Annotated in this window: 17 protein-coding genes and 1 other RNA gene; 7 read left to right on the forward strand and 11 right to left on the reverse strand. The window is 29.8% G+C overall.

The genetic code is table 4. The features are described 5' to 3' along the window. Positions 1-3 precede the first annotated feature (3 nt). The 6 genes from NXS15_RS02830 to NXS15_RS02855 form a co-directional block, all read right to left on the reverse strand. A complete protein-coding gene (locus NXS15_RS02830; RefSeq protein ID WP_259290352.1) occupies positions 4-1,032 on the reverse strand; it encodes a carbohydrate ABC transporter permease in 1,029 nt (342 codons plus the stop codon). Beyond that, a complete protein-coding gene (locus NXS15_RS02835; RefSeq protein WP_259290353.1) occupies positions 941-2,059 on the reverse strand; it encodes a carbohydrate ABC transporter permease in 1,119 nt (372 codons plus the stop codon). The genes NXS15_RS02830 and NXS15_RS02835 overlap by 92 nt, the downstream gene beginning before the upstream one ends. Further along, the gene (locus tag NXS15_RS02840; RefSeq protein ID WP_259290354.1) at positions 2,049-4,175 is read right to left on the reverse strand and encodes an ATP-binding cassette domain-containing protein; all 2,127 of its coding nucleotides are present in this window, start codon (positions 4,173-4,175) and stop codon (positions 2,049-2,051) included. The genes NXS15_RS02835 and NXS15_RS02840 overlap by 11 nt, the downstream gene beginning before the upstream one ends. A gap of 15 nt (positions 4,176-4,190) precedes the next feature. Then, a complete protein-coding gene (locus tag NXS15_RS02845; RefSeq protein WP_259290355.1) occupies positions 4,191-5,039 on the reverse strand; it encodes a thermonuclease family protein in 849 nt (282 codons plus the stop codon). A gap of 76 nt (positions 5,040-5,115) precedes the next feature. After that, positions 5,116-7,356, reverse strand: coding sequence for a P68 family surface lipoprotein (locus tag NXS15_RS02850; RefSeq protein ID WP_259290356.1), 2,241 nt, complete (start codon positions 7,354-7,356; stop codon positions 5,116-5,118). A gap of 138 nt (positions 7,357-7,494) precedes the next feature. Then, positions 7,495-8,391, reverse strand: a complete 897-nt coding sequence (locus NXS15_RS02855; RefSeq protein WP_259290357.1) for an MSC_0882 family membrane protein — start codon at positions 8,389-8,391, stop codon at positions 7,495-7,497. A 99-nt stretch (positions 8,392-8,490) separates the two neighbouring features. Between NXS15_RS02855 and trpB the strand changes: the two genes are divergently transcribed. Then, on the forward strand, positions 8,491-9,726 hold the full coding sequence (trpB, locus tag NXS15_RS02860) for a tryptophan synthase subunit beta (RefSeq protein WP_259290358.1): 1,236 nt from the start codon (positions 8,491-8,493) through the stop codon (positions 9,724-9,726). 69 nt (positions 9,727-9,795) lie between these two features. On the opposite strand, the gene NXS15_RS02865 is transcribed toward trpB, so the two are convergent. Beyond that, positions 9,796-11,043 (reverse strand): hypothetical protein, encoded by a 1,248-nt coding sequence (locus NXS15_RS02865; protein WP_259290359.1) that lies wholly within the window; start codon positions 11,041-11,043, stop codon positions 9,796-9,798. Positions 11,044-11,161: 118 nt separating this feature from the next. On the opposite strand from NXS15_RS02865, the gene NXS15_RS02870 reads away from it, so the two are divergent. The 6 genes from NXS15_RS02870 (at position 11,162) to NXS15_RS02895 (ending at position 16,857) form a co-directional block, all read left to right on the forward strand. Next, entirely contained in the window at positions 11,162-11,671 is a 510-nt protein-coding gene (locus NXS15_RS02870) for an MHJ_0274 family protein (protein ID WP_259290360.1), read from the forward strand. After that, positions 11,658-12,329: a CDP-diacylglycerol--glycerol-3-phosphate 3-phosphatidyltransferase gene (gene pgsA, locus NXS15_RS02875; RefSeq protein ID WP_259290361.1), complete on the forward strand. Its 672-nt coding sequence runs from the start codon at positions 11,658-11,660 to the stop codon at positions 12,327-12,329. Before NXS15_RS02870 ends, pgsA begins: the two co-directional genes overlap by 14 nt. Positions 12,330-12,461: 132 nt before the next feature. Further along, positions 12,462-12,854: a transfer-messenger RNA gene (gene ssrA, locus NXS15_RS02880) on the forward strand. 158 nt (positions 12,855-13,012) lie between these two features. Further along, entirely contained in the window at positions 13,013-13,279 is a 267-nt protein-coding gene (gene rpsO, locus NXS15_RS02885) for a 30S ribosomal protein S15 (protein WP_259290362.1), read from the forward strand. A 66-nt stretch (positions 13,280-13,345) separates the two neighbouring features. Continuing rightward, positions 13,346-14,971 (forward strand): arginine--tRNA ligase, encoded by a 1,626-nt coding sequence (gene argS / locus NXS15_RS02890; RefSeq protein ID WP_259290363.1) that lies wholly within the window; start codon positions 13,346-13,348, stop codon positions 14,969-14,971. Between the two features lie 518 nt (positions 14,972-15,489). Beyond that, on the forward strand, positions 15,490-16,857 hold the full coding sequence (locus NXS15_RS02895) for an FAD-dependent oxidoreductase (protein WP_259290364.1): 1,368 nt from the start codon (positions 15,490-15,492) through the stop codon (positions 16,855-16,857). Between the two features lie 189 nt (positions 16,858-17,046). On the opposite strand, the gene NXS15_RS02900 is transcribed toward NXS15_RS02895, so the two are convergent. The 4 genes from NXS15_RS02900 to NXS15_RS02915 all read right to left on the reverse strand — a co-directional run bounded on the left by NXS15_RS02900 (position 17,047) and on the right by NXS15_RS02915 (position 20,960). Beyond that, positions 17,047-17,913 (reverse strand): type II restriction endonuclease, encoded by an 867-nt coding sequence (locus tag NXS15_RS02900; RefSeq protein ID WP_259290365.1) that lies wholly within the window; start codon positions 17,911-17,913, stop codon positions 17,047-17,049. Positions 17,914-17,981: 68 nt separating this feature from the next. Further along, positions 17,982-18,806 carry a DNA adenine methylase gene (locus NXS15_RS02905; protein ID WP_259290366.1) on the reverse strand — a complete coding sequence of 275 codons (825 nt, stop codon included), beginning with the start codon at positions 18,804-18,806 and terminating at the stop codon, positions 17,982-17,984. Positions 18,807-19,069: 263 nt separating this feature from the next. Continuing rightward, positions 19,070-19,879 carry a HinfI family type II restriction enzyme gene (locus NXS15_RS02910; RefSeq protein WP_259290367.1) on the reverse strand — a complete coding sequence of 270 codons (810 nt, stop codon included), beginning with the start codon at positions 19,877-19,879 and terminating at the stop codon, positions 19,070-19,072. Between the two features lies 1 nt (position 19,880). Beyond that, a complete protein-coding gene (locus tag NXS15_RS02915; protein ID WP_259290368.1) occupies positions 19,881-20,960 on the reverse strand; it encodes a site-specific DNA-methyltransferase in 1,080 nt (359 codons plus the stop codon). Positions 20,961-21,032 lie beyond the last annotated feature (72 nt).

The raw sequence follows: 21,032 nt of genomic DNA on the forward strand, positions 1-21,032 counted from the left end.
AGATTATCCTTTAATTGTGCTTCCTTGACGCGAAATTGCGTTCATAATTTTGTTACGAGCAAATAAGAAGAAAATAAACATAGGTAAAATAACTAGAATTGCTCCGGCCATTTTGATGTTGTAGAATTGTCTTTCATCTTGAGTGGAGTGATCCACCCCGACGTCAAACAATCACACCGACATAACTCTATAACCAGTACCAGCAATAATGTTAGGTCATAGGAATGAGTTTCATGAAGCTAGAGTTGTCAGAATAATGATAGTTAATGTTGTTGGTGCAACCATTGGAATGGCAACTTTAAATAAGTATTTTGCACCAACTGCTCCATCAACCATCGCTACTTCTTTAATTCTGTTTGGAATTGATTCAAAAGCGTTACGGTACATTAAGGCATTGAAAATCGATGCAACGAATGGAATAGCAATCAAGAACAAGTTATATCCGAATTGTCCAATTTTATCGCTTTGGGCTGGCGAAATTATTTTACTTATTTCCGTAACAACTTTCCTTTGACCCGAAAGTAGGGCTACTTCCGGTAAAACTAGCAGAGTCATTAAAATAAATCAAACAAATTCTTTACCTCTTCATTTTTTAAGGCTAAAGGCGTAGCCTAATAACATTGTGACAAAGATTTTTAAAACAATTGATAATAAAACGTTTGAGAATGTTAAAGTGAATGAGAATAAGTATCCAATTTGTCATTCTGCTTGTCAAGGTCAAAAGTCAGTGGTGCTACCAGTCGCCGCTGAGCGAATGTTTTTACCAAATTCTCAGTGTTGTGGTCAAATACCAGCACTACCATTTCGAATTTGATCTGCTTGTGCGTTATTAGTTGAGGCTAATAAAATCATATAAGCAAAAGGAATGATAATAATCATTGCGAAAAACACTAGTAATATTAATTTAATTAAGTATTTAGTAAATAAAGAAACTAAAGAACTATCATGTACTTGTTGAGTAACTGAATCGCGCTTGTGCTTTAGCTTTATGTTCGCTAATTTCTGACGAATTTTTAATTTTGTTTCAAACATCAGATTCTCCTTTATTTAGTGATACTAGTGTTAAAATTCTAAATCCTGAACGAATTACTGTTGAGTATGACACACCAATAATGAATAAAATTATTGACGCAGCACCAGATAATTCAAATTGTCCAGCTTGAGCAAATTTATATACATATAGCATAATTGTTGAAGCACCAGCACTAAAAGCTTTATCTGGTACGTTTTCGAATAATGCTAATGGGAAAACTTTAATTCCGTTAATAATTCCCATTGTCATGATAAATGAAATGGTTTTACGAATCGATGGAAGGGTGATAGTGAAAAATTGTTTAGTGCCCCCTACACCATCAATTGAGGCTGATCTATATAAGTTTTTATCAACAGATAACATTGCGGTACTGAATAATAAGATGTTGAAGGCTAGTGAACCTCACACCCCATTAATTAGCATAACAAATAGTGATTTGAATGCAGTTTCATCAGTTCCACCTAATCAGTTGATATTAGCAGAAAAACCTAGTGATCTAAATAGTTGGTTAAATTGTCCATTGACTTGGAAAATTTGAACAAAGGCCAAAGAAACAGCAACTATGTTAGTAATATATGGTAAGAAGAATACTGTTTGTAAAAAACCTCTTAACTTCTTACGGATTACTGTTGCTATCAGTGATGAAATCAATAATGATACGGTCATTGAGAATGGTAAAACTAAAAGACCATAAATAAATGAGTTTCTAACACCGACAGCAAAAGTTAATTGACCTAATAAGTTGGTAAGATTATTAAAACCTACAAATTGCGAAGCACCTGTATTGGTATCGATAACTTTATAAAAGGTATCTTTAATGTTGTAAATAAAAGGAACAACAGTGAAGGTGATTAGGATTAATAATGCAGGTAATATTAGTAACAATGCGGCTAAAAATGGCGTACGACGATCGACAACAGATTCTGAAATCGCATTGTTTCTTTTCGCTTGTTTGTTAATAGCAAAATTAAAGATAAACTTGCTATTTGTTTCAAAGCTTTTTATTTTAAGGAAATTATTGAACATCGTATTCAATTCTTTCTTCGCTTACTGAGTCAAAAATGTGTAATCTATCAGTAGGTACGTTAAAGTGTATTTGGTCATTAACTTTGAAGTTGAATTTATTGTGAACTAAGAAGTTCAATTTAATATCGTCGCTTAACTTAACAGTTAATTTTGATTCTTTACCGAATTGTTCAACGGTAGTAACAACACCGTGGAATTGTGCGTTTTCGACATCTTCTAACACAATTTTGTAATCTTCTGCACGAACACCAACGTTTACTAAAGCATTGTCTTTACCGCTTAATTTAATTCCTGGAATTTCAACGCCGTTTACTTTTAGTAAACCATTAGCGTATTCAGAAGGGATAATTCCCATTTCTGGCATACCTAAGAAACGAGCAACAAATTGGTTTGCTGGTTTATTGTATAGTTCCATTGGTGTACCCATTTGTTGTACTTTAGCTGTTGACATACATACAATAATGTCAGAAATTGACATAGCTTCTTCTTGGTCGTGAGTAACAAATACGGTTGTAATTCCTAAACTTTGTTGAACTTCACGGATTCATTGTCTTGTGTTGATACGTAGTTTAGCATCTAAGTTTGACAATGGTTCATCCATCAATAAGATTTTTGGTTTTTTAACAATCGCACGTGCAATTGACACACGTTGTTGTTGTCCACCAGATAATCTAGTAGGTTTTTTTTGTAGAATTTGAAGAATCTCTACACGTTTAGCAACTTCTAAAACATCACGGTGAATAGCTTGTTTGATAGTAACAACTTCTTTAGAATATTTTTCAATTAAATCTCTTTGTTCTTGAGATAATTCAAAGTTACGTAACTTGCTATCTTTTTTAACAATTTCTTTAAAATTGTATTTTGCATCCAGTTCTTTTTCTAGACGAGCATATTCACTTTTCATGATTTTAGGTACGACTTTAAGATTTCTGTGTGCTCTTTTAACATCTTCTTTACCAATTGATTTTAGTTCTTTTTCAGCTAATTTTAATTCTTGTTTTAAATCAGCGATTTTTTGTGAATTTTCTCTTAAAATATCAATCATTTTCATTGAGTATTTAACTCTTGCTTGGTTGCGTAGCAATTTGTATTCCATTTTTGCTAATTTCATTGCGTCTGATTTAGAAAATTGCATTTTATCTTCAGCGGCAACTTTAGCGTTTAATTGTTGATATTGTTTATATAGTGTTTCTAGCGCTAGATATTTATTTGTGAATAATCAATCATAACGTGTTGGAGCATCAGTCTTAGTTACTTTTGGCGCTCTATATTTTAGCAATCCAGAAGCAATAATTTCATCTTCAATATCTAGATTTCTAAACTCAATATCAACACCATTAGCTTTGTTAATTTGGTGTTGATAAGCAATGTTAGAAATAATTTTGTTGTAATCTTCTTTCAAACGGTCAAAACGTTTTAAAACATTTTTTGAAAGAATAGTTGATTTAGCTTCAAATTTATTTAAAGCTAATTTATAGTTACTTTGAGCTTGTGAAAGTTTTTTTCTACGACGAGATATGCTTCTTGAAGCTAATCTCTCTAACTCATCCATTACAGCTCTAGTATTAACTACAGCTTGTAAGTAGTCATTTCTTTCTTCTTCACTAGCTCCTAAAGCTTCTAAGTAAATATTATTAATTTTAGTTTTAGCTACTAAACTAGCAGTGATAACGTCATTTTTTCAGCTTGCATCATTTTTCAATGGGAATGCAATGTTATCATAAACACTCATGTGAGGGTAAAGTGCATAGTTTTGGAACACAAAACCAATCTTACGTTTTTGTGGGGTTAATGTTGTCACATTTTTACCATAAAAACGAACTTTACCACTACTGATTGTTAATAGACCTGAAATAGCGTTTAACGCAGTAGTTTTACCTGAACCTGAAGGACCTAGTAAGGTTACTAATTTTCCTTCGGGAATTTTAAAACTAACGTCATCAACAGCAAGAGTTTCACCAAAATCAATATAAACGTTTTTTAATTCAATAGCAGGAAGATCTTTTTCTTCTTGTTTAGCAATCACGTTTGCAAGAATTTTTTGATATTCTGCATAATCTGAAGCTAAAAAGCCATAACGTTTTTCATTTGACATTTCTGGTTTATTATCTTTCATAATGATTCCTTTTAATTATTTATATTGGTCGTCTGGGGTATAGACTTTTCCGTCATTGTCAATGTTAAAAACATTGTCAATTTCTTTGCGAGCATTTTTTTGGTATGCTCAGAAATTAATATAGTTTGTGCCTATTGGTTTAAGTTTGTAGATATTTGCAAATTCTTCAATACTTTTTCTAGGTTGGCCTTTTTCCACAGCAAAAAAACCTTTTTGATTATCGTAAGCAAATTTTAAAGCCATACCTAACATTCTGAATGTATATCATTCTAATGTTTGGTAACTTTTAATTTTAATTCCTAAACCACTATTAGCGTTGAAAGGCAATGTTCAACCCGCTTTAGTTATCTCAACGCTGTATGATTTATCAACATCAGCAAGGGAATCGGGTTTATTATTCGTATAACTAAAAAATACATCTCCGGTTGTCCGGTTAAAGCTATCATGTCCGGTTGCAAATACGTATACGACTTGATTATCTTTTAGAGTATCTTCAGCAAATTTAGATGCTTTTTTTGCTCAAAAGAGTTCAATTTTGTCAGCTTCATTCCCACTAACATTTTTTTCTGGTGTATCAATACCAGCCAATCTCAATTTATAAGTTCCGCCTTCTTCAATTCTGGCTTGAGGTTTCTTCTCTAATGCACGAACTGTTATTGTATCACCATCTGAATGATCGACAACTACTGCCTTAAAAACAAAATTTTTTATTCTTTTATTTTTAGGATCTAAATGAATACTAGAATCTCATTGAGTCTTGTGGTCTTTATCAAGTGGCAATTCTTTTGCACAACTAACGACTGATGCTATTGGAGTAGCAATCAGCGGTAGCGAGAATGATGCAATTATTTTTTTAAATCTCATTTTTCTCCATCTCGTTCTTTGCGTAATAAACATTTATGTCCGCAGACATAAATGTTTAGCGAAAGTGAAAGTACAATTATTTATTAAAGTTTCTAACTGTTTTGTTAATTGACGCAATAAATACGTCGAAAGCACTAGGAGTAGCCCCTGAGTCACGAATTGATTCAGATTCAGTTTTGTATTTACTATTAAATGCTTCTCTAAATTGGTTAGCAAATTTACTTGTTGGTTCTTCATATCACACAACATCTTCATTTTTAAATAAGTCGAATGATAATGATAAGTATTTGTTTTCTTTGAATGATTTTGAATTTGTTAGTGAAGTGTCGTCAGCAAATCCGGTGTATGGGATCACGTATGACGCTGTTCTCGAAATGAATCCTAAAGCAGATTCTTGACCATCTTGTTCTCTACCAAAGTTAAATTTGTGGCTTGTATCAAAAACAAATTTTAAAAATCTTAAAGCGGCTTTATTTTGTCTTTCACCGTTGTCGATTACAAATAGGTTAGGACCTTGTAGGAACGCTGTTGACAATTTTGATTCAGCGTTGAATTTTTTAGGTGGATATTTAGCAACTAACTCATCTCTTTGTAATGAAGTTGCTGGTGTTGGAACTATTGCTTCATAGTCATCATTTTTAACTGTAGCTGTCAATGGACTATTGGTTTTATACAACACGTATGTTCCAGATTTTTTACCTTTACCGTATTCTTCAACTGTACCTAATTTTGTGAATAATTTGCCTTCACCAACATATGTTTTATCTAAATCAGCTATCAATTGGGTATTAGTTGCGTCGATTTTTGCGAAATAAATTGAATCTTTATTAGCAGATTTTGCTGTTGCATCAAGTATGTCGTAAATTGAATCGCTAGCTGTATCGGCTGATTTTCAGTAGTATGTAGCTTTTGTTTCCTCTGTTGATTTAATAAAGTCATTTGCGTATTTGAATTTTAGTTGAGGTTTTTTGCCTTTGCTTAATGTAGCTCTACCAAAATCATCTGAAGAGATAGCTCTTGGTTTTTTGGTTTTTTCATCAATTGATTTAAGTAGTTTAACTGATGGGTTTAAACTTTTAGCATCAACGAAGTTGTGTTTGTAACCGGCTGTTGAACCAAAGTTAGCACCAATTTTGTGGTTAACTTCCTCTGATGATGAATATGAACCGCCACCAAAAATTTTAAGTGCACCTTTTTTAATAGCTTCAGAGATCAATGCATAAACTTCAGCATTATTTTTGTATGCCACAGATTCGGTATCGGCTAACGAATCGAATCCAACAGTAATAGAACCATTAGCGTCATTTGTAACTTTTAATGACATTTTATCGTCGTCACCATCTACTTTTGAATACATAACTGTATTTAGGATACCTGATGGGTCATCAATTCCTAATAAAGCAACGGTTGAATTATCTGAAGATGATGAAGCAAAAATTTGGATTGCATCAGTTATAAATTTAATGAATTTAGTAAATTCATTAAAGTATGATTGATCAATTGTTTTGTTTGGATATTTTTCATCTGTGAAAATTTTGTTGATTTCAGCAGTTTCTTTTGGAGCACCAAAGTATCCTTCACTTTTAATAACGTCGATGTCAGCTTGTCAATCATTTGTATTAAGTTTGAATTCTGTAGCTAGATCTTCACTAATAGTGAAACCTGCGTCTTGAAGAGTTTTTAACACATATTTGTAAATTGGTCCGTTAATTCCAAAAGCAACGGTTGATTTTAGAAAAGGAACTGAGTAGAATCCTCCGACTTTAGCACCATCAATTTTGTCGTTGTTTGTAGTAAATCTTTTTTCAAAGGTGTCTCTTAATATTTTTAAATCGCCGTATTTTTCATCTGAAAGATTAACACCTCTATTACGGCTAACAATTTCAGCGATTGTTGAACCGTAGTTTACGGTTAGGTTTGGTAACTTAACAATGTCATTGTTTTTCATTGCACTTAGGATATTTTGGTGTCCTGAACCATAACCTGAACCATCTTGAATTAATTCAACTTCCATGTATGTTTTTAATTCATCTTCTTTTTGACTAATTAATTTTTTATCAGCTTTAGATGCTTTCAAATTATCAATTTCTTTTTGAAGAGCTTCTCTATTTTTAACTACTTCTTGGTTGTAAACTTTGATAACACCATCAAGTGCGTTTCATTGTTCTTTACCTCTTGAGAAAGTAACACTAAATTTTAGTTTTTGTCTTTTTGCATCAAATCTTTTATTTTGACACGCAACAAGAGAAATTGGAGCTGCTAGAGCCACAAGTGATCCTGTTAATAATAATTTATTTTTTTTCATATTTCCTTTCATGTAACCCCGGAAAGGGGTTGCTTATCTGTTTTTACCCCATTTTATATATAATAAGCGTTTATATTATACATTAAAATTAATTTATAAGTAATTGTATGTGAATAAGATAAATAATAAAAAATACTCCGCTCGGCGGAGTTATGCACTTATTTTGGCCCTTTTTCTTCTTATTGCTCGTCAAAGACCAAAAGCCAATAAAGCTAATGGTATTAAAATAGTTAAAATTACTAAAACGGCGTAAGAAATACCTCAAGCTTTATGTCTGTCTTTTTTAGCTTTTTGGATTTGTTCGTGAATTTCAACACTTCTTTCGCCTAAATAATCTCCAAGATCGCTTAAACGTTTTTTATCAATTAAACGCATAATCGTGTAAAAAACAATCAAAGCAGTCATTGATAAAACGCTAATTAAGCAAAATAACGGCGTGTTGCCAAAACCTGAGTCTAACCATTTTGAAAAATCTAAATTGGTTTTAATTACTCCACCAAACATATTTAATTCAAAATCAACTTTACCAATATTGTATAAGCCATATATTACTGCCGTAATAACACCTAAATATGTTAGAACAAAAATTAATATTCATGTTAAATTGATGTCTTTTAAAATAATAGAACGATAAGCAATGTGGAAAGTATTACTTGAAGCATAATCGCCATTGCTTAAAGATTCACGGTGTCTTTGAATCGTTTTATTTCAGGCACTTTTTTCAATTGCGTTTTTTATTCCTAGAGCAAAGAATATAAAAGCACAAATACTAAAAACAATAATATAGCCAATATAGTATTTATCGCTGAACGGCGGAACTTTAAAACAGGCAAGCGTGATAAAACAAGCAGAAAAAAACATTATTAAAAAAGATAAAGTGATATTTACAGTCTTAATGTTTTTTTCTGTCCTAATGACTGAATAAACACGTGGTGAGTATTGATTTTGCGGGTCCCTAACAACATTTTTGGACTGATCGACATTTAAATCAGCGTTAGCTTTTACCATTTCAATCGTTGAAGTATCATTAACTGGTTTATATTTCATTTCGCTCCTTCATTATTTAATAGAAACATAAAACATGTTTCAATGCGAAACATTTTTACTTTTTAATTATATAATTTAACTAAAATTATAGGAGTTAAAATGAATGAAAAATTACGTCAATATTTAGCGAACACACCTGACAAAAATGGTTATTTTGGAGAATTTGGTGGATCATATTTACCAGATGACTTGAAATTATTATTTGACGAAATCGCACAAAAATATAGTGAAATTTCGCAAACTAAGGAATATCAAGATGAATTAAAAAAATTACGGGAAGATTTCCAAGGACGCCCAACACCTTTATATTATTGTCAAAACCTTTCGCAAAAATATGGCAAGTGCCGTATTTTCGTCAAGCGTGAAGATTTAAATGAAGGCGGTAGTCATAAAATGAACCACTGTTTAGCAGAAGCTCTTTTTGCCAAAATGATTGGTAAAACTAAACTAATTGCCGAAACCGGAGCCGGAAGTCATGGTGCGGCTGTGGCTGTGGCTGCTGCCCATTTTGGTCTAGAATGTGAAATTCATATGGGAGCAGTCGATATTGCTAAACAACAACCAAACGTTGAAAAAATGAAAATTTTAGGTGCTAAAATTATTCCTGCCACTCACGGAGCTCAAACCTTAAAAGAAGCGGTGGATTCCGCATTTGCATCATATAAAAAACAATCACAAACCGCAATCTACGCTATTGGAAGTGTGGTGGGGCCACACCCTTTCCCAATGATGGTGCGAAATTTCCAAAAACTAATTGGAGATGAAATTAAACAACAATTTAACAATAAATATAATAAAGAACCAGATTACATTGTCGCTTGTGTTGGCGGTGGTTCTAACGCAATTGGTGCTTTTAGTTCATTTTTATTTTCAAACACCAAGTTGATTGGTGTTGAACCATTAGGTAAGGGCAGCAAAAAAGGAGACCACGCCTCAACTTTATCTTATGGTAAAGTTGGTGTATTGCACGGATTTAAGTCGATTTTATTGGCTGATGAACAAGGCAATGCCGATCCAGTTTACTCAATTGCTTCGGGATTAGATTATCCAGGTGTTGGTCCAGAGCACGCCTACTTAAAACAACAAGGGTTAGTTGAATATGTAGCCATCAACGATAACGAAGCAATTGAAGCGTTTTTAACACTTTCTTCAACTGAAGGAATTATTCCTGCTTTGGAATCATCACACGCTATTGCTCAAGCAATCAAAATCGCTAAAGAACATAAAGATGAAAACCTAGATATTATTATTAATTTATCAGGTCGTGGAGATAAAGATTTAGCTTATGTTTTGGAAAATTGCCAAGATCAAATTGCTAAATTTCGCCAAAAATAATTACAATAAAACAAAAAATCAAAACTAGCTTAACTTATAGTTTTGATTTTTTTGTTATTAAAATCTAGTTTAATTATCTTTAAAATTTTCTTGATTTGCTCGAGAATTATATAGACTCTGGTAAGCATTAGTCCATATTATTTGGTTATCGTAAAGACGTAAATAATATGGTAAATCAAACCTAAAATCGTCGAGATAAGTAATTTGCTCTTGTTGATTTAATTTGTTATTTCATAGCTCAAAGATTTTGTTAGACTTATTGATATTTTTTGTGTAATCTTCCAAACGCCCTAAAAAAGAATATTTTTTTAAAAACTCAGGTCCTTTGGGACCAATTTTTCATAAAAATGATGTAAATGTGTTGTAACTAGCCAAAACTTTTTGGTAGTAATGGTTATTAAAAGCATAAGTGGTTTTTAAAGACCTTTCAACATTAGCTAGATCAACTTCAACATTTTTGGCAGTTATATCAGTGTTTTTATTGAAGCCATAATTCAAATAGTATGCGAAAATAAAATTAAAATCAATTATTTTATATTTTTGGTTTGGGTAATATTTTTGCTCATTAAATTTAGTTGCATCAGTTTTCAATTGTTTTCAATTATTGATAAAATCATAGTCCAAATATTTGTAACTCTGATTCATTTTTGTGTCAAGCTCAGTGCTTAAAATATTGAATTTTTCAGTTAATATTGAGTATTTTTGTTGAGAAGTGTATATGTTTTCGAGTTTAGATTTGACATTATCATCGTTTATGAATTTCAGTAAATTATCAAACTTAGATTCAATTATTTTTAATATCGAACTCGAATTGGCACTAATTGCATCTTCGAGGCTTTGACTATGATGTTTATATAGATGCTCAGAAGCAAAAAATATTGGAAAACGTTCAACTCGATATGTTTCTATTTGTCTTTGCAAAATGTCTGATTTTTCGAGTACTCGTGTTTTTATATTTTCGAAGTCATTATTGTCATTATTAGCAATAATATTATTGATTATTTCAATGTTTTTATTGACTTTTTGCCCTAAAATCTTTAATTCATTATCCTTAAAATCTTTATTGATGTAGGCACTTTTATAATTCCATAAATCAATGTTTAAATATTTATTGATAATGCTAAATTTTGCTAAATCATTAGGCAAAACGTATTCAATATCTCTAACAGCATTGTATAGTTGTTGAGCTTTATCAAAAGCACTTTTATACTCAGTAAAACTTTTATTAGCATCTCGCTTGTCACAAGCCACACTTAAAGTCATTAAGGGTGCGAAAGAAGTTAAAATTGATCAATTAACTATTTTTTTAATTTTCATAGGCAAATTATACATTCATAAACCTAGATTTAAAAACTAATATTAATATTGAGTAATAAAATTAACCAAAAAACAATTATTTATTATAATTCAAACATAATTAATTTTAGGAGGAAATATGCCATCAAGCACGATGTGAATTATTTTTGGGGTTGTTATAGCTTTATTACTATCGTTTTTTATTTATTCAGCCGTCAAAGATCGTATGAACAAAAAGAAAAGAAAGAAAAAAGAAATGACACATCGCATAAATTCTTTAGCAACTAAAGATTCAGTAATCATTAATTTAGACTTAATTTACAACAAAAATCAAAGTTTATTGAAAAAATTTAGACCAAGTATTGGTGATTTCAAAATGTCTTTTATTGTCGGTAATGCACGAAAATATCTTTTAGATTTACAAACCGAAGAAAACTTCAAAGAGTATATAATCGGTAATCCGGACACAAAAGAATTGTTGCAACATTACAGCAAATTAAGAGACACTCGCTCAACTACTTGAGAAAATTTAACAGAAACTTTAAATTACATTGCAGAAGAAATGCAATTAATTGACAAAGAACTCAATAAAGAAATGATTGAGCAAATAAAAGCCAAAATTGAGGAGTTTTATAATGAAAAAAAATAAATCATTTGACAAAAAACTGCCCAATAAATTAACATTATTGCGAATGTTTTTAATCATTCCGCTTTTGATTTGTATGGGAATATACATTGAAACAGCTTCAGTATTTGGGGCTTTCTTAATTAGAAATGATTTTTGAAGAGTCGTAACCCAAAGAATTTTAATTTCGTTGATATTAGCAATATTTGTAGTGGGAATGATTACTGACTTTTTTGATGGTCATTTAGCACGTAAATATAATGTCGTTAGCGCATTTGGTAAATTGTGAGATCCTATCGCCGACAAGGTAATGACAACATCAGTTTTAGTATTTTTAACAATCGCCTCACAAAACTTTATTCCTTTTGTCATTGTTATTTTATTTGTTATTAGAGATCTTATTGTTGATGGAGTTAGAGCAGCAATGAAAGGTTACGGAATTGATGTTGCTGCTTCAAAATGAGGAAAAATAAAAACCATCATTTTAACCATCTCGATAGTTATATCGCTATTATTAATGACTATTTGACCTAATTTCTCTTTCTCAAAACATCAAAATATTGTCCAAGTTATTCGTTTAGTTGTTAATATTCCATTGATTATTGCTTTAGTTTTCAGTATTTTTTCAGGTATTTTATACGTATCGAAATTAACACGTTATATGAAAAAAAACAATAAATAATTCAATTCAAACCATAGCCCTCGCTATGGTTTTTTTATCAACGAATTAGTCCACATTAATCAATAAGTATTAAAACCAAACAATAAAAAAATAAGTATTACTCTGGCTAAATTTGATACAATAAAAACATGTGGGGGTGTAATGGCTTCGACATGTACTGGGTAGTACTAACATCAGTGGTTTGGTAAACCTTAATACTTCTAGGCTTTATAGTCGCAAACAAAAAACAAGCTCAAGTTGAGCTAAAAGACTTAGTAATTGCTAACCAATTACAAGCACAATCAAATCTAGTTTTCGCTTAATTTAGCATTCTAGTGCCCAAAATCAATGCCTTGGGATTTTGGTGCGGTTTAAAGGCTCGGTGAATGCTCACACTTAGTAATGAACTTAAATTTTAATGTGTACTGTCGTGAATTCTTTTGTTTATTTAGAACCATTGACAGAACTATAAATAGACTAAACTTGTAAAAAGTGTTAGTATGTCTTAGTATGTGGACACGGGTTCAACTCCCGTCATCTCCACCAAATGTTAATTCGCCAATTACTCATTTGAGTAATTTTTATTTATTTTTTTAGAAAAAAATACTTTAGTGATAAAATTAGTTAGAAATTAAAAAATTATTTTTGCACTAGGTTTAAATTTAACATTTATGCTTGGTCAAAACATAATAAAGGAGATTATTATGATTACAAAAGAACAAAAAGCGCAATTAGTTGCTAAATACGGTAAAGATCTCAAAGACACAGGAAGTTCATTTGTGCAAATTGCTATTTTAACAGCTGAAATCGAAGACCTAAAAAAACACTTCGCAAACAACCCAAAAGATAACCACTCTCGTCGTGGATTCTTAGCAAAAATCGCAAAACGTCGTGTTCTATTAGCAAATCTAAAAGCTGATAACTTCGATTTATATCTAAAAGCTTTAAACGATTTAAACTTAAGAAAATAATGTTCACTCGCTTTGGCGAGTTTTTTATTAATTAATTAAATAAAAATAGAAAGTATAATTAAAACTATGACAAAGACTGAAATTAAAGAATTACTATTAAACGAGTTGAATAAAATCGCAAACGAGTTGCAAATTAGCCGCCAAGTAGTTTTAATAGAACCTAAAGATCATGGTGATTTAACTACAAATATGGCTATGGGTAATAAAGGTTTAAAACCATTAGATTTGGCTCAACAAATTGTTGATAAAGTCAACGCCAAAAAAGACGAATTAGGTATTGCAAATATTGAGATTGCGGGTCCAGGTTTTATTAATTTTTTCATTAAAAAAACTTCTTTTATTGCTGGAGTGAACCAAATTTTGACACTTGGTCAAAATTATGGGAAAGGAACACGAAGTGGCAACATAAATATTGAGTGAGTATCAGCTAATCCAACTGGATTTATGCACGTGGGACACGCAAGAAATGCCGCAATTGGTTCTACCATTGCTAATATTTGTGAGTTTAGTGGATTAAATGTCACTAGAGAATACTATATTAATGATGCCGGAAATCAAATTAACTTATTAGCACAGAGTGTTTTTGCTCGTTATCAACAAATTTTTAACGCTGACTTTCCAATGCCTGAAGACGCATACAGAGGCGAAGACATTATCTGAGCTGCAGGTGAATTTAACGCAAAATTTGGCGATAAGTATAAAGATGCAAAACTAGAAAATGAAGTTTTAGATATTTTTAAACAAGAAAGTGTCGCCTTATTTTTAGGTCAAATCAAACACGATTTAGCGAGATTCAATGTCTTTTTCGATAAATACTTTAGTGAAAAATCACTTTATAAAAATGATGGCGAAATAATTAAAAACACAATTGCAAAATTAGAAAATACCTATACTAGCGATGGTGCCTTATGACTAAAAACAACACTTGATGGCGATGACAAAGACAGAGTATTGATCAAAAGTGATGGTTCATACACATATTTTTTACCTGATATTGCTTACCATAATATTAAATTCAATTCGAATGGTCAAAACCCAACTATTTTAAACGTGTGAGGTGCTGATCACTCGGGTTATGTTAAAAGAATGGAATCAGCTATGAAAAATCTCGGGCACGATGCCGATAAACTTGTAGTCTTATGTATGCAACTTGTGAGATTAATCAAAAATGGCGAAGAATTTAAAATGTCAAAACGTAAAGGAACTAGTTTTTGATTACGTGAATTTATTGACTTAGTCGGTACTGATTCAGCAAGATTTATTCTTTTAGATCGTACAACGAATACTAAACTAGATTTTGACATTGATTTAGCCACAGCCAAAACAAATGATAACCCATCATTTTTAGTGCAATATTCTAATGCTCGTGCATTAGCCTTACTTGAAAAATCTAATGCAAATAATTTAAATTTAGTTGCTCAAAAATATGATGATCAAGCTGATCTAAAATTAATCTCAACACTGTTGGAATTTCCTGAAATTATTGAAAAATCAGCAGATAAATTAGTTACTAATCTTCTAACACAATACGCAATCAAATTAGCTAAAGAATTTAATTCTTGATACTCAAATACTGAAAAAATAATTGAAAAACAAGATCAAATAAGTGCTTTGGCTTTAGTTAAAGCAGTCAATATTGTCTTGGAAAATTCAATGAAATTACTGGGTATTTCAATACCTGATAAAATTTAGACATGGCAAAAATTAGCACTAAACAAAGAGTGCTAATTTTGTTTTATTAATCAAAATATTGTAGTGAATAAGTAAACGTTCAGTTAGTAGGTTGGTTCTCTAATAGAAAATTTGTTCATTATCAAAATCTATGTTTATCTTCTTATCAGCGATTTTGTTCATATGAGTATATTTGACACATTTTGATTCCTATTTTGTATGGTGTTCTCAATAAATTGAAACAATTCAAACAATGAAAAATGATTGACAAAATAAATTTCTAAATTGATATGTAATTGATGAAATGGAATAAAAAACTATTCAATAAAGAACAAAATATCTTTTAATAGCTCAAATCGGTTCAACTGAAAATTAGCAATTAACTATAAAAAACACAAATTATCTACATATAGGGAATATGTTTACATTTTCTCTAAACATTACAACAAGAAAACGTTGCCATAAAAAAGCAAAATATGTATAAATACTTAAAAAAAGGTATAATATTTAAAACAAATTTTACTGAAAGGAAAATAAATATGAAAATATTAGTAGTAGGTGCAAACCATGCCGGTACATCTTTTATGAGAACTTTAAAAACAGTTAATAAAGATGCTGAGATTGTTGCATACGACAGAAACACAAACACATCATTTTTAGGTTGTGGAATTGCTGTTTGAGTAGCCGGAGAATTTGATGAACCAGGTGGATTATTCTATTCATCGCCTGAAATTTTAACAAATGACTATGGCATTAACTTAAAAACAAACCACGAAGTTATTGCTATTGACAAAGACAAAAAAGAAGTTACAGTTGTTGAATTAGCCACAGGTAAAAAATTCACAGACAACTATGACAAATTAATTTTTGCTGGTGGTACATGACCAATTGAACCAGACATTAAAGGAATTAAATACAAAAATATTGTTTTATCAAAACTATACCAACACGCTCAAGATTTAATTGAATACGCAAACAATAAAGAATTTAAAGATGTTGTTATTGTTGGTGCAGGTTACATTGGTGTTGAATTAGTAGAAGCTTTCAACATTAAAGGTAAAAATGTAAGATTGATTGATGTTAACCCTAGAGTTGCAAGTAATTACTTTGGTAGCGAATTTACCGATATTATGGAAGATAATATGCGTAAAGAAGGTGTTAAACTTTCATTAGGCGAAAAAGTTGTTGAATTTAGATCAGCAGATGGTATTAATGTTTCAACCGTTGTTACAGACAAAGGTGAATATAGAGCTGATTTAGTTGTTATGTGTATTGGCTTTAGACCAAGAACAAACGCTTTAGAAGGTGTTGAAAAATTACCTAATGGCGCTATTGTAGTTGATGAATTCCAAAGATCAGTGTCAAACGAAGACATTTACGCAATTGGTGACTCATGTGCACTAAAACACGTTGTTACAAACGACAACAGACACGTTGCATTAGCAACTAACGCTGTTAAATCAGGTTTAGTTGCTGCTCTACACATTGCAGGATTAAACATTCCTTTCCCAGGAGTAGCTGGTACAAACGCAATTAATGTATTTGATTGTCATTACGCTGGAACAGGTTTAACAGAAGAAATGGCTAAAAGAAATGGTTTTGAAAACGCAGCTTCAGTACATTTCGAAGATATGGATAGACCTGAATTCATGAGCAATGCAGAAAAAGTTGCAATCACTATTGTTTATGACAAAGAAACATTAAAACTATTAGGAGTTCAACTAGGTTCATGAGGCTCAACTGTTCACGCCGAAACAGTTTACATGTTTGCTTTAGCAATCCAAAAAGGTTTAACATTACCTGAAATTGCATTGACAGACGTATTCTTCTTACCACACTTCAATAAACCATTTAACTTCTTCTTAGTTCCAATGTTAAAAGCATTAGGCCTAAACTACAAAAAATAATTATTTAACCAAGCTTTATGCTTGGTTTTTCATTTTAAAATATCATTCAGTATTCAACAACATTGATAAAAGAGGATAAAAAAATAAACCCGAATCATAACGATTTGGGTTTTTGTTAAAACTATTAATTTATGAAAAAGATGTCCCTTGTAATCAAGGATTGAAAATAAATTTACGTTAAATAAAATTTTATTTTTTAAACATTTTTTTGTTCTTAAAATATGCTAGCAATATTTTTTTCTTAATGTCTTCCACATTGAAAACTGAATATGTGGCTTCATATGTTTCCTTTAATGCAGTTCGTGCAGTTTTTCAACCTGCACCGTCAGTAATTCAAACAAATTTGAATTTTTCCTCATTGCTCGTTTCATCTGCTATACTTTTATAACTTCTGGCAGTATCATTCAATTTTGAACCGCCCGTACTATAAAAGTTGCATTCTATTCCATAATAAATACTGTCTTCGAAGACAATAAAATCAAACTTTTTATTGTCTTGTATATTTTTATTTTCAATCTCAACACCAAGACTAGATAGTGTACACTGTTTAAATAAATTTTTATTCAGAACGTAGCCGAATTTAACTAGCGAATCCTCTACAAGATTTTCCATTAATTTGCCAGTTCTATTTTTTCTTGCATTAGTGTCTAAACCAACTTCTAAGCCGTAAATATAATCCTTTATATTTGTTATTTCTTTATCTTCGAGAATTTTCAAAAAACCAGTGTTTTTCATCAATTCAACACAACGATCAATATTTGAATTATCTAATTCATCGAAAAATATTTTATTTCCATCTTCAGTTTCAATAAATTCGTTTTGTTTTATTCTTTTTGCTAGTAGTAATGGTAGAATTTTCAACAAATTTGGGTTTTTCATTAATATTTTTTTAAAATCTTTTTCAATATTGTTAGAACCTATTAATGAATTTAGAATTAATAATTCGTTTTCAATTATTTTTACATTATTACGGACTTTTGCAAAATCAACAAAATAGTCATATGAATATATCACTGACTTAAAGGTTTTTAATCAATCTTCAAATTTTGGTCTCATTCTTCCCCTTAACTACCTTTATTGTGCATAGAAATATTTCAGAAATCTAAATGCATGTAAAAGATAAATTAGTAGTTTGTGATTATAACTTCTTCAACATCCTTACGTGTATCAATCTTAGAACCAATCAATCTCTTGACAAAAATTGTTTCGATATTATAGTCTTTAAACAAATTTTTAATAAAGGTCGAACCGTGATTACTAATCATTACTTTAACACCTTTTTTTGTTAAAGTATCAACTATTTCTTTCAGTCTCATTTGGTCACTAACATAAAAATTTTCTTTAGTGTAAGATGTAAAAGATTTTCGGTCATCTAAGTCAGAATATGGAGGGTCTAAATAAACAAAATCATTCATATCCGCAAACTCCAACACTTTTTCGAAGTCCAAATTTAAGATGTTTTTGTTTTTTTCTTTTAATAACTTATGTATAGAAACGAAATTATCATGGTCAATAAGATTAATATTGGCTTTTTTACCTGAAGGAACATTGAAAAATCCGCTTTTGTTAACACGATAAAGACCATTAAAACATGATTTATTAAGGTAAATAAATCTTGCTGCCCTTTGGACACGAGACCATTTTAAAAAATCAGGTTTTCTATCTTGGTTTCTGATTTCGTAAAAATAGTTTTCATTATGGTTTTTCATATGAATTTGTAATAACTTAATTAACTCATTATATTCATCATTATTGCTAAAACATTTATATGTATCTATCAATTCACTATTGATATCATTCAAGATAAAATCGTGGGGCTGAATATGAAAAAAAAGCGAACCACCACCCACGAAAGGTTCAATATATTTATTGTATTTGTTAGGCATTTTCGCCACTATTTTTGAGATTAATTTAGTTTTACCACCAGCTCATTTTACGAATGGTTTCATATTCACCCCTTTCTGATATATTTACATTATACAATGCTCTATCTTTTGCATAGATGAAATTAATTTTTATAGTAGGAAATGAGCGATGTAAGAAACAAAAATGTCCACATAGTGTAAGAAACAAAAAAAGCCTTTTGATAGTGCTAAACGTGATTTTAATAACAAAAATATTGAGGCGAAATTCCTCAATATTTTTGTTGTTCTCTGCAATATATTATTTTTTATTAAGACGAGTTCAAATCATAGTCAATAATATTAAAGCATTATTTTATTTTCATCACATTCTTGTATAAATTATTAAACATTTCTATAATTTCATAACTTTCAGATAAATTTGATAAGTAGTCGTCTATTTCTTTATATTTTACATTTAGAAATTTATTAAAAAATTTTTCTCCTCTGTAAATATTGGTTTTCTCTGGTAAATATATATTACCTTTCATTTTTTTATTGTTAAAGAAAAACAATATTGGAATAATATCTTCACTACTATCAATATTAAATTCACTTAATAGATAAGCATAAGTTTTAATTAATTTTCTATTTATATCTACGAACTTACCTGTATCATGATCGTCATTATATTTTATTTCTGCGTAGTATATTTTGTTATTTTCTGTGTCTTTAAACAATAAATCAATATCATGTTTTATTTTTATTAATTTATTTTTTTTATTTTGCTTTTTATGATTTAGAAAAATATTTTCTTTTAGTTTATTAAATTCAATTTCTAAATCATAACCATCTGAACTTGTTTGACATTTTGTAATATATTCATCTATTAATGTTTCTTTTTCTTTTAATATTTTAAAATTATTATATTTTTTACCAGAAAATTTTTCTATAACTTCATATCTACCATCATTTTTTAATAAATTTTGAATTAAAATCTCTATAAAATTTCCAAATTGAATATTCATACTCTGTAATAGACCACCCAATACTCTATACTTTGATGGTATAAAGTGTATTTTCTTATCATGCTTATCTATTAAGCTATCAATTTTATTTTTACTCTTTTCTATTATCTGACTTACACTTTCATTTATTAACTTTTTTGTATCATCTGTCATTTTAATTATTTTCCTTTGCATATTTATATCTTAAATTATCTAGTGGTATAAATTCATTATTATAAATAATATAAAAATAATCTCAACCATTATAATTTAATTTATTTAATTTTTTTGCACTCATCTTATGTATAGATAAGGTGTCTTCTCCATCAAAAACTTTCCCTTTTTCTACTATAACTGCTATTTCTTTTTTATTTGAATTATATAATTTATCTCCTATTGATAAATATTTCATATCTACTAATTTATCTAATGGTACTTTTGGTGGTTTTATTTCTAATTTCAAATTCTCAATATCAGTACTTTCGTTTTTGACTAATTTTAATCTTTTGGTTGCACCTTTTATATATTTTTCTTCTCTTTCAATTCCTATATAGTTTCTACCTATTCTTTTTGCTACTGCTCCTGTTGTACCTGTTCCAAAAAACGGATCTAAAACTATATCATTTGGTTTTGTTGCAGATAAAATTATTTTGTATAGTAATTCCTCTGGTTTTTGTGTAGAATGTAATTTCTTACCATTTTCGTCTTTTAGCCTTTCATTGCCATTACAAATAGCAATATTTCAAACTGACTTTTCTTGTTTATTATTATTTAGATATTTCATAGTTTTATAATTAAAACTTACTTTACTTTTTTTATTTTTACTAAACCATATTAATGTTTCATGTGAATTACATAATCTAGTACCAGCAAAATTAGGAACGGGGTTTGTTTTATTTCAAACTATATCATTTATAATTCAATAACCTAAATTTTGCATTATGTATCCAATTCTATAAATGTTTTGAAATGAACCTATAACACATATACTCCCGTTATCTTTTAAAACTCTTTGACACTCTTTAAGTCAATTTATAGAAAAATTATCATATTCTTCAAAACTATTAAATTTATCTCAGTCATCTTCTACACCATCAAATTTCTCTCCATTAACCCTTAACAATTCACCTTCTGTTTGCATAAAATAAGGAGGATCTGCAAAAATAAAATCTATACTACCGCTTGGTATTTTTTTTAATATATCAATATTATCACCCATTATTATTGTGTTTTTTATTTTTTCTATTTCTAACATTTTTAACTCCTTTTTATTTAACTTAATAATATTTGACGAAACTTTTTTATTCTTTTACTTTTTACCATCATT

Source organism: Mycoplasma sp. CSL7475-4, from assembly GCF_024834065.1.
In the GTDB taxonomy this organism is placed as follows: domain Bacteria; phylum Bacillota_I; class Bacilli_A; order Mycoplasmatales; family Metamycoplasmataceae; genus Mycoplasmopsis.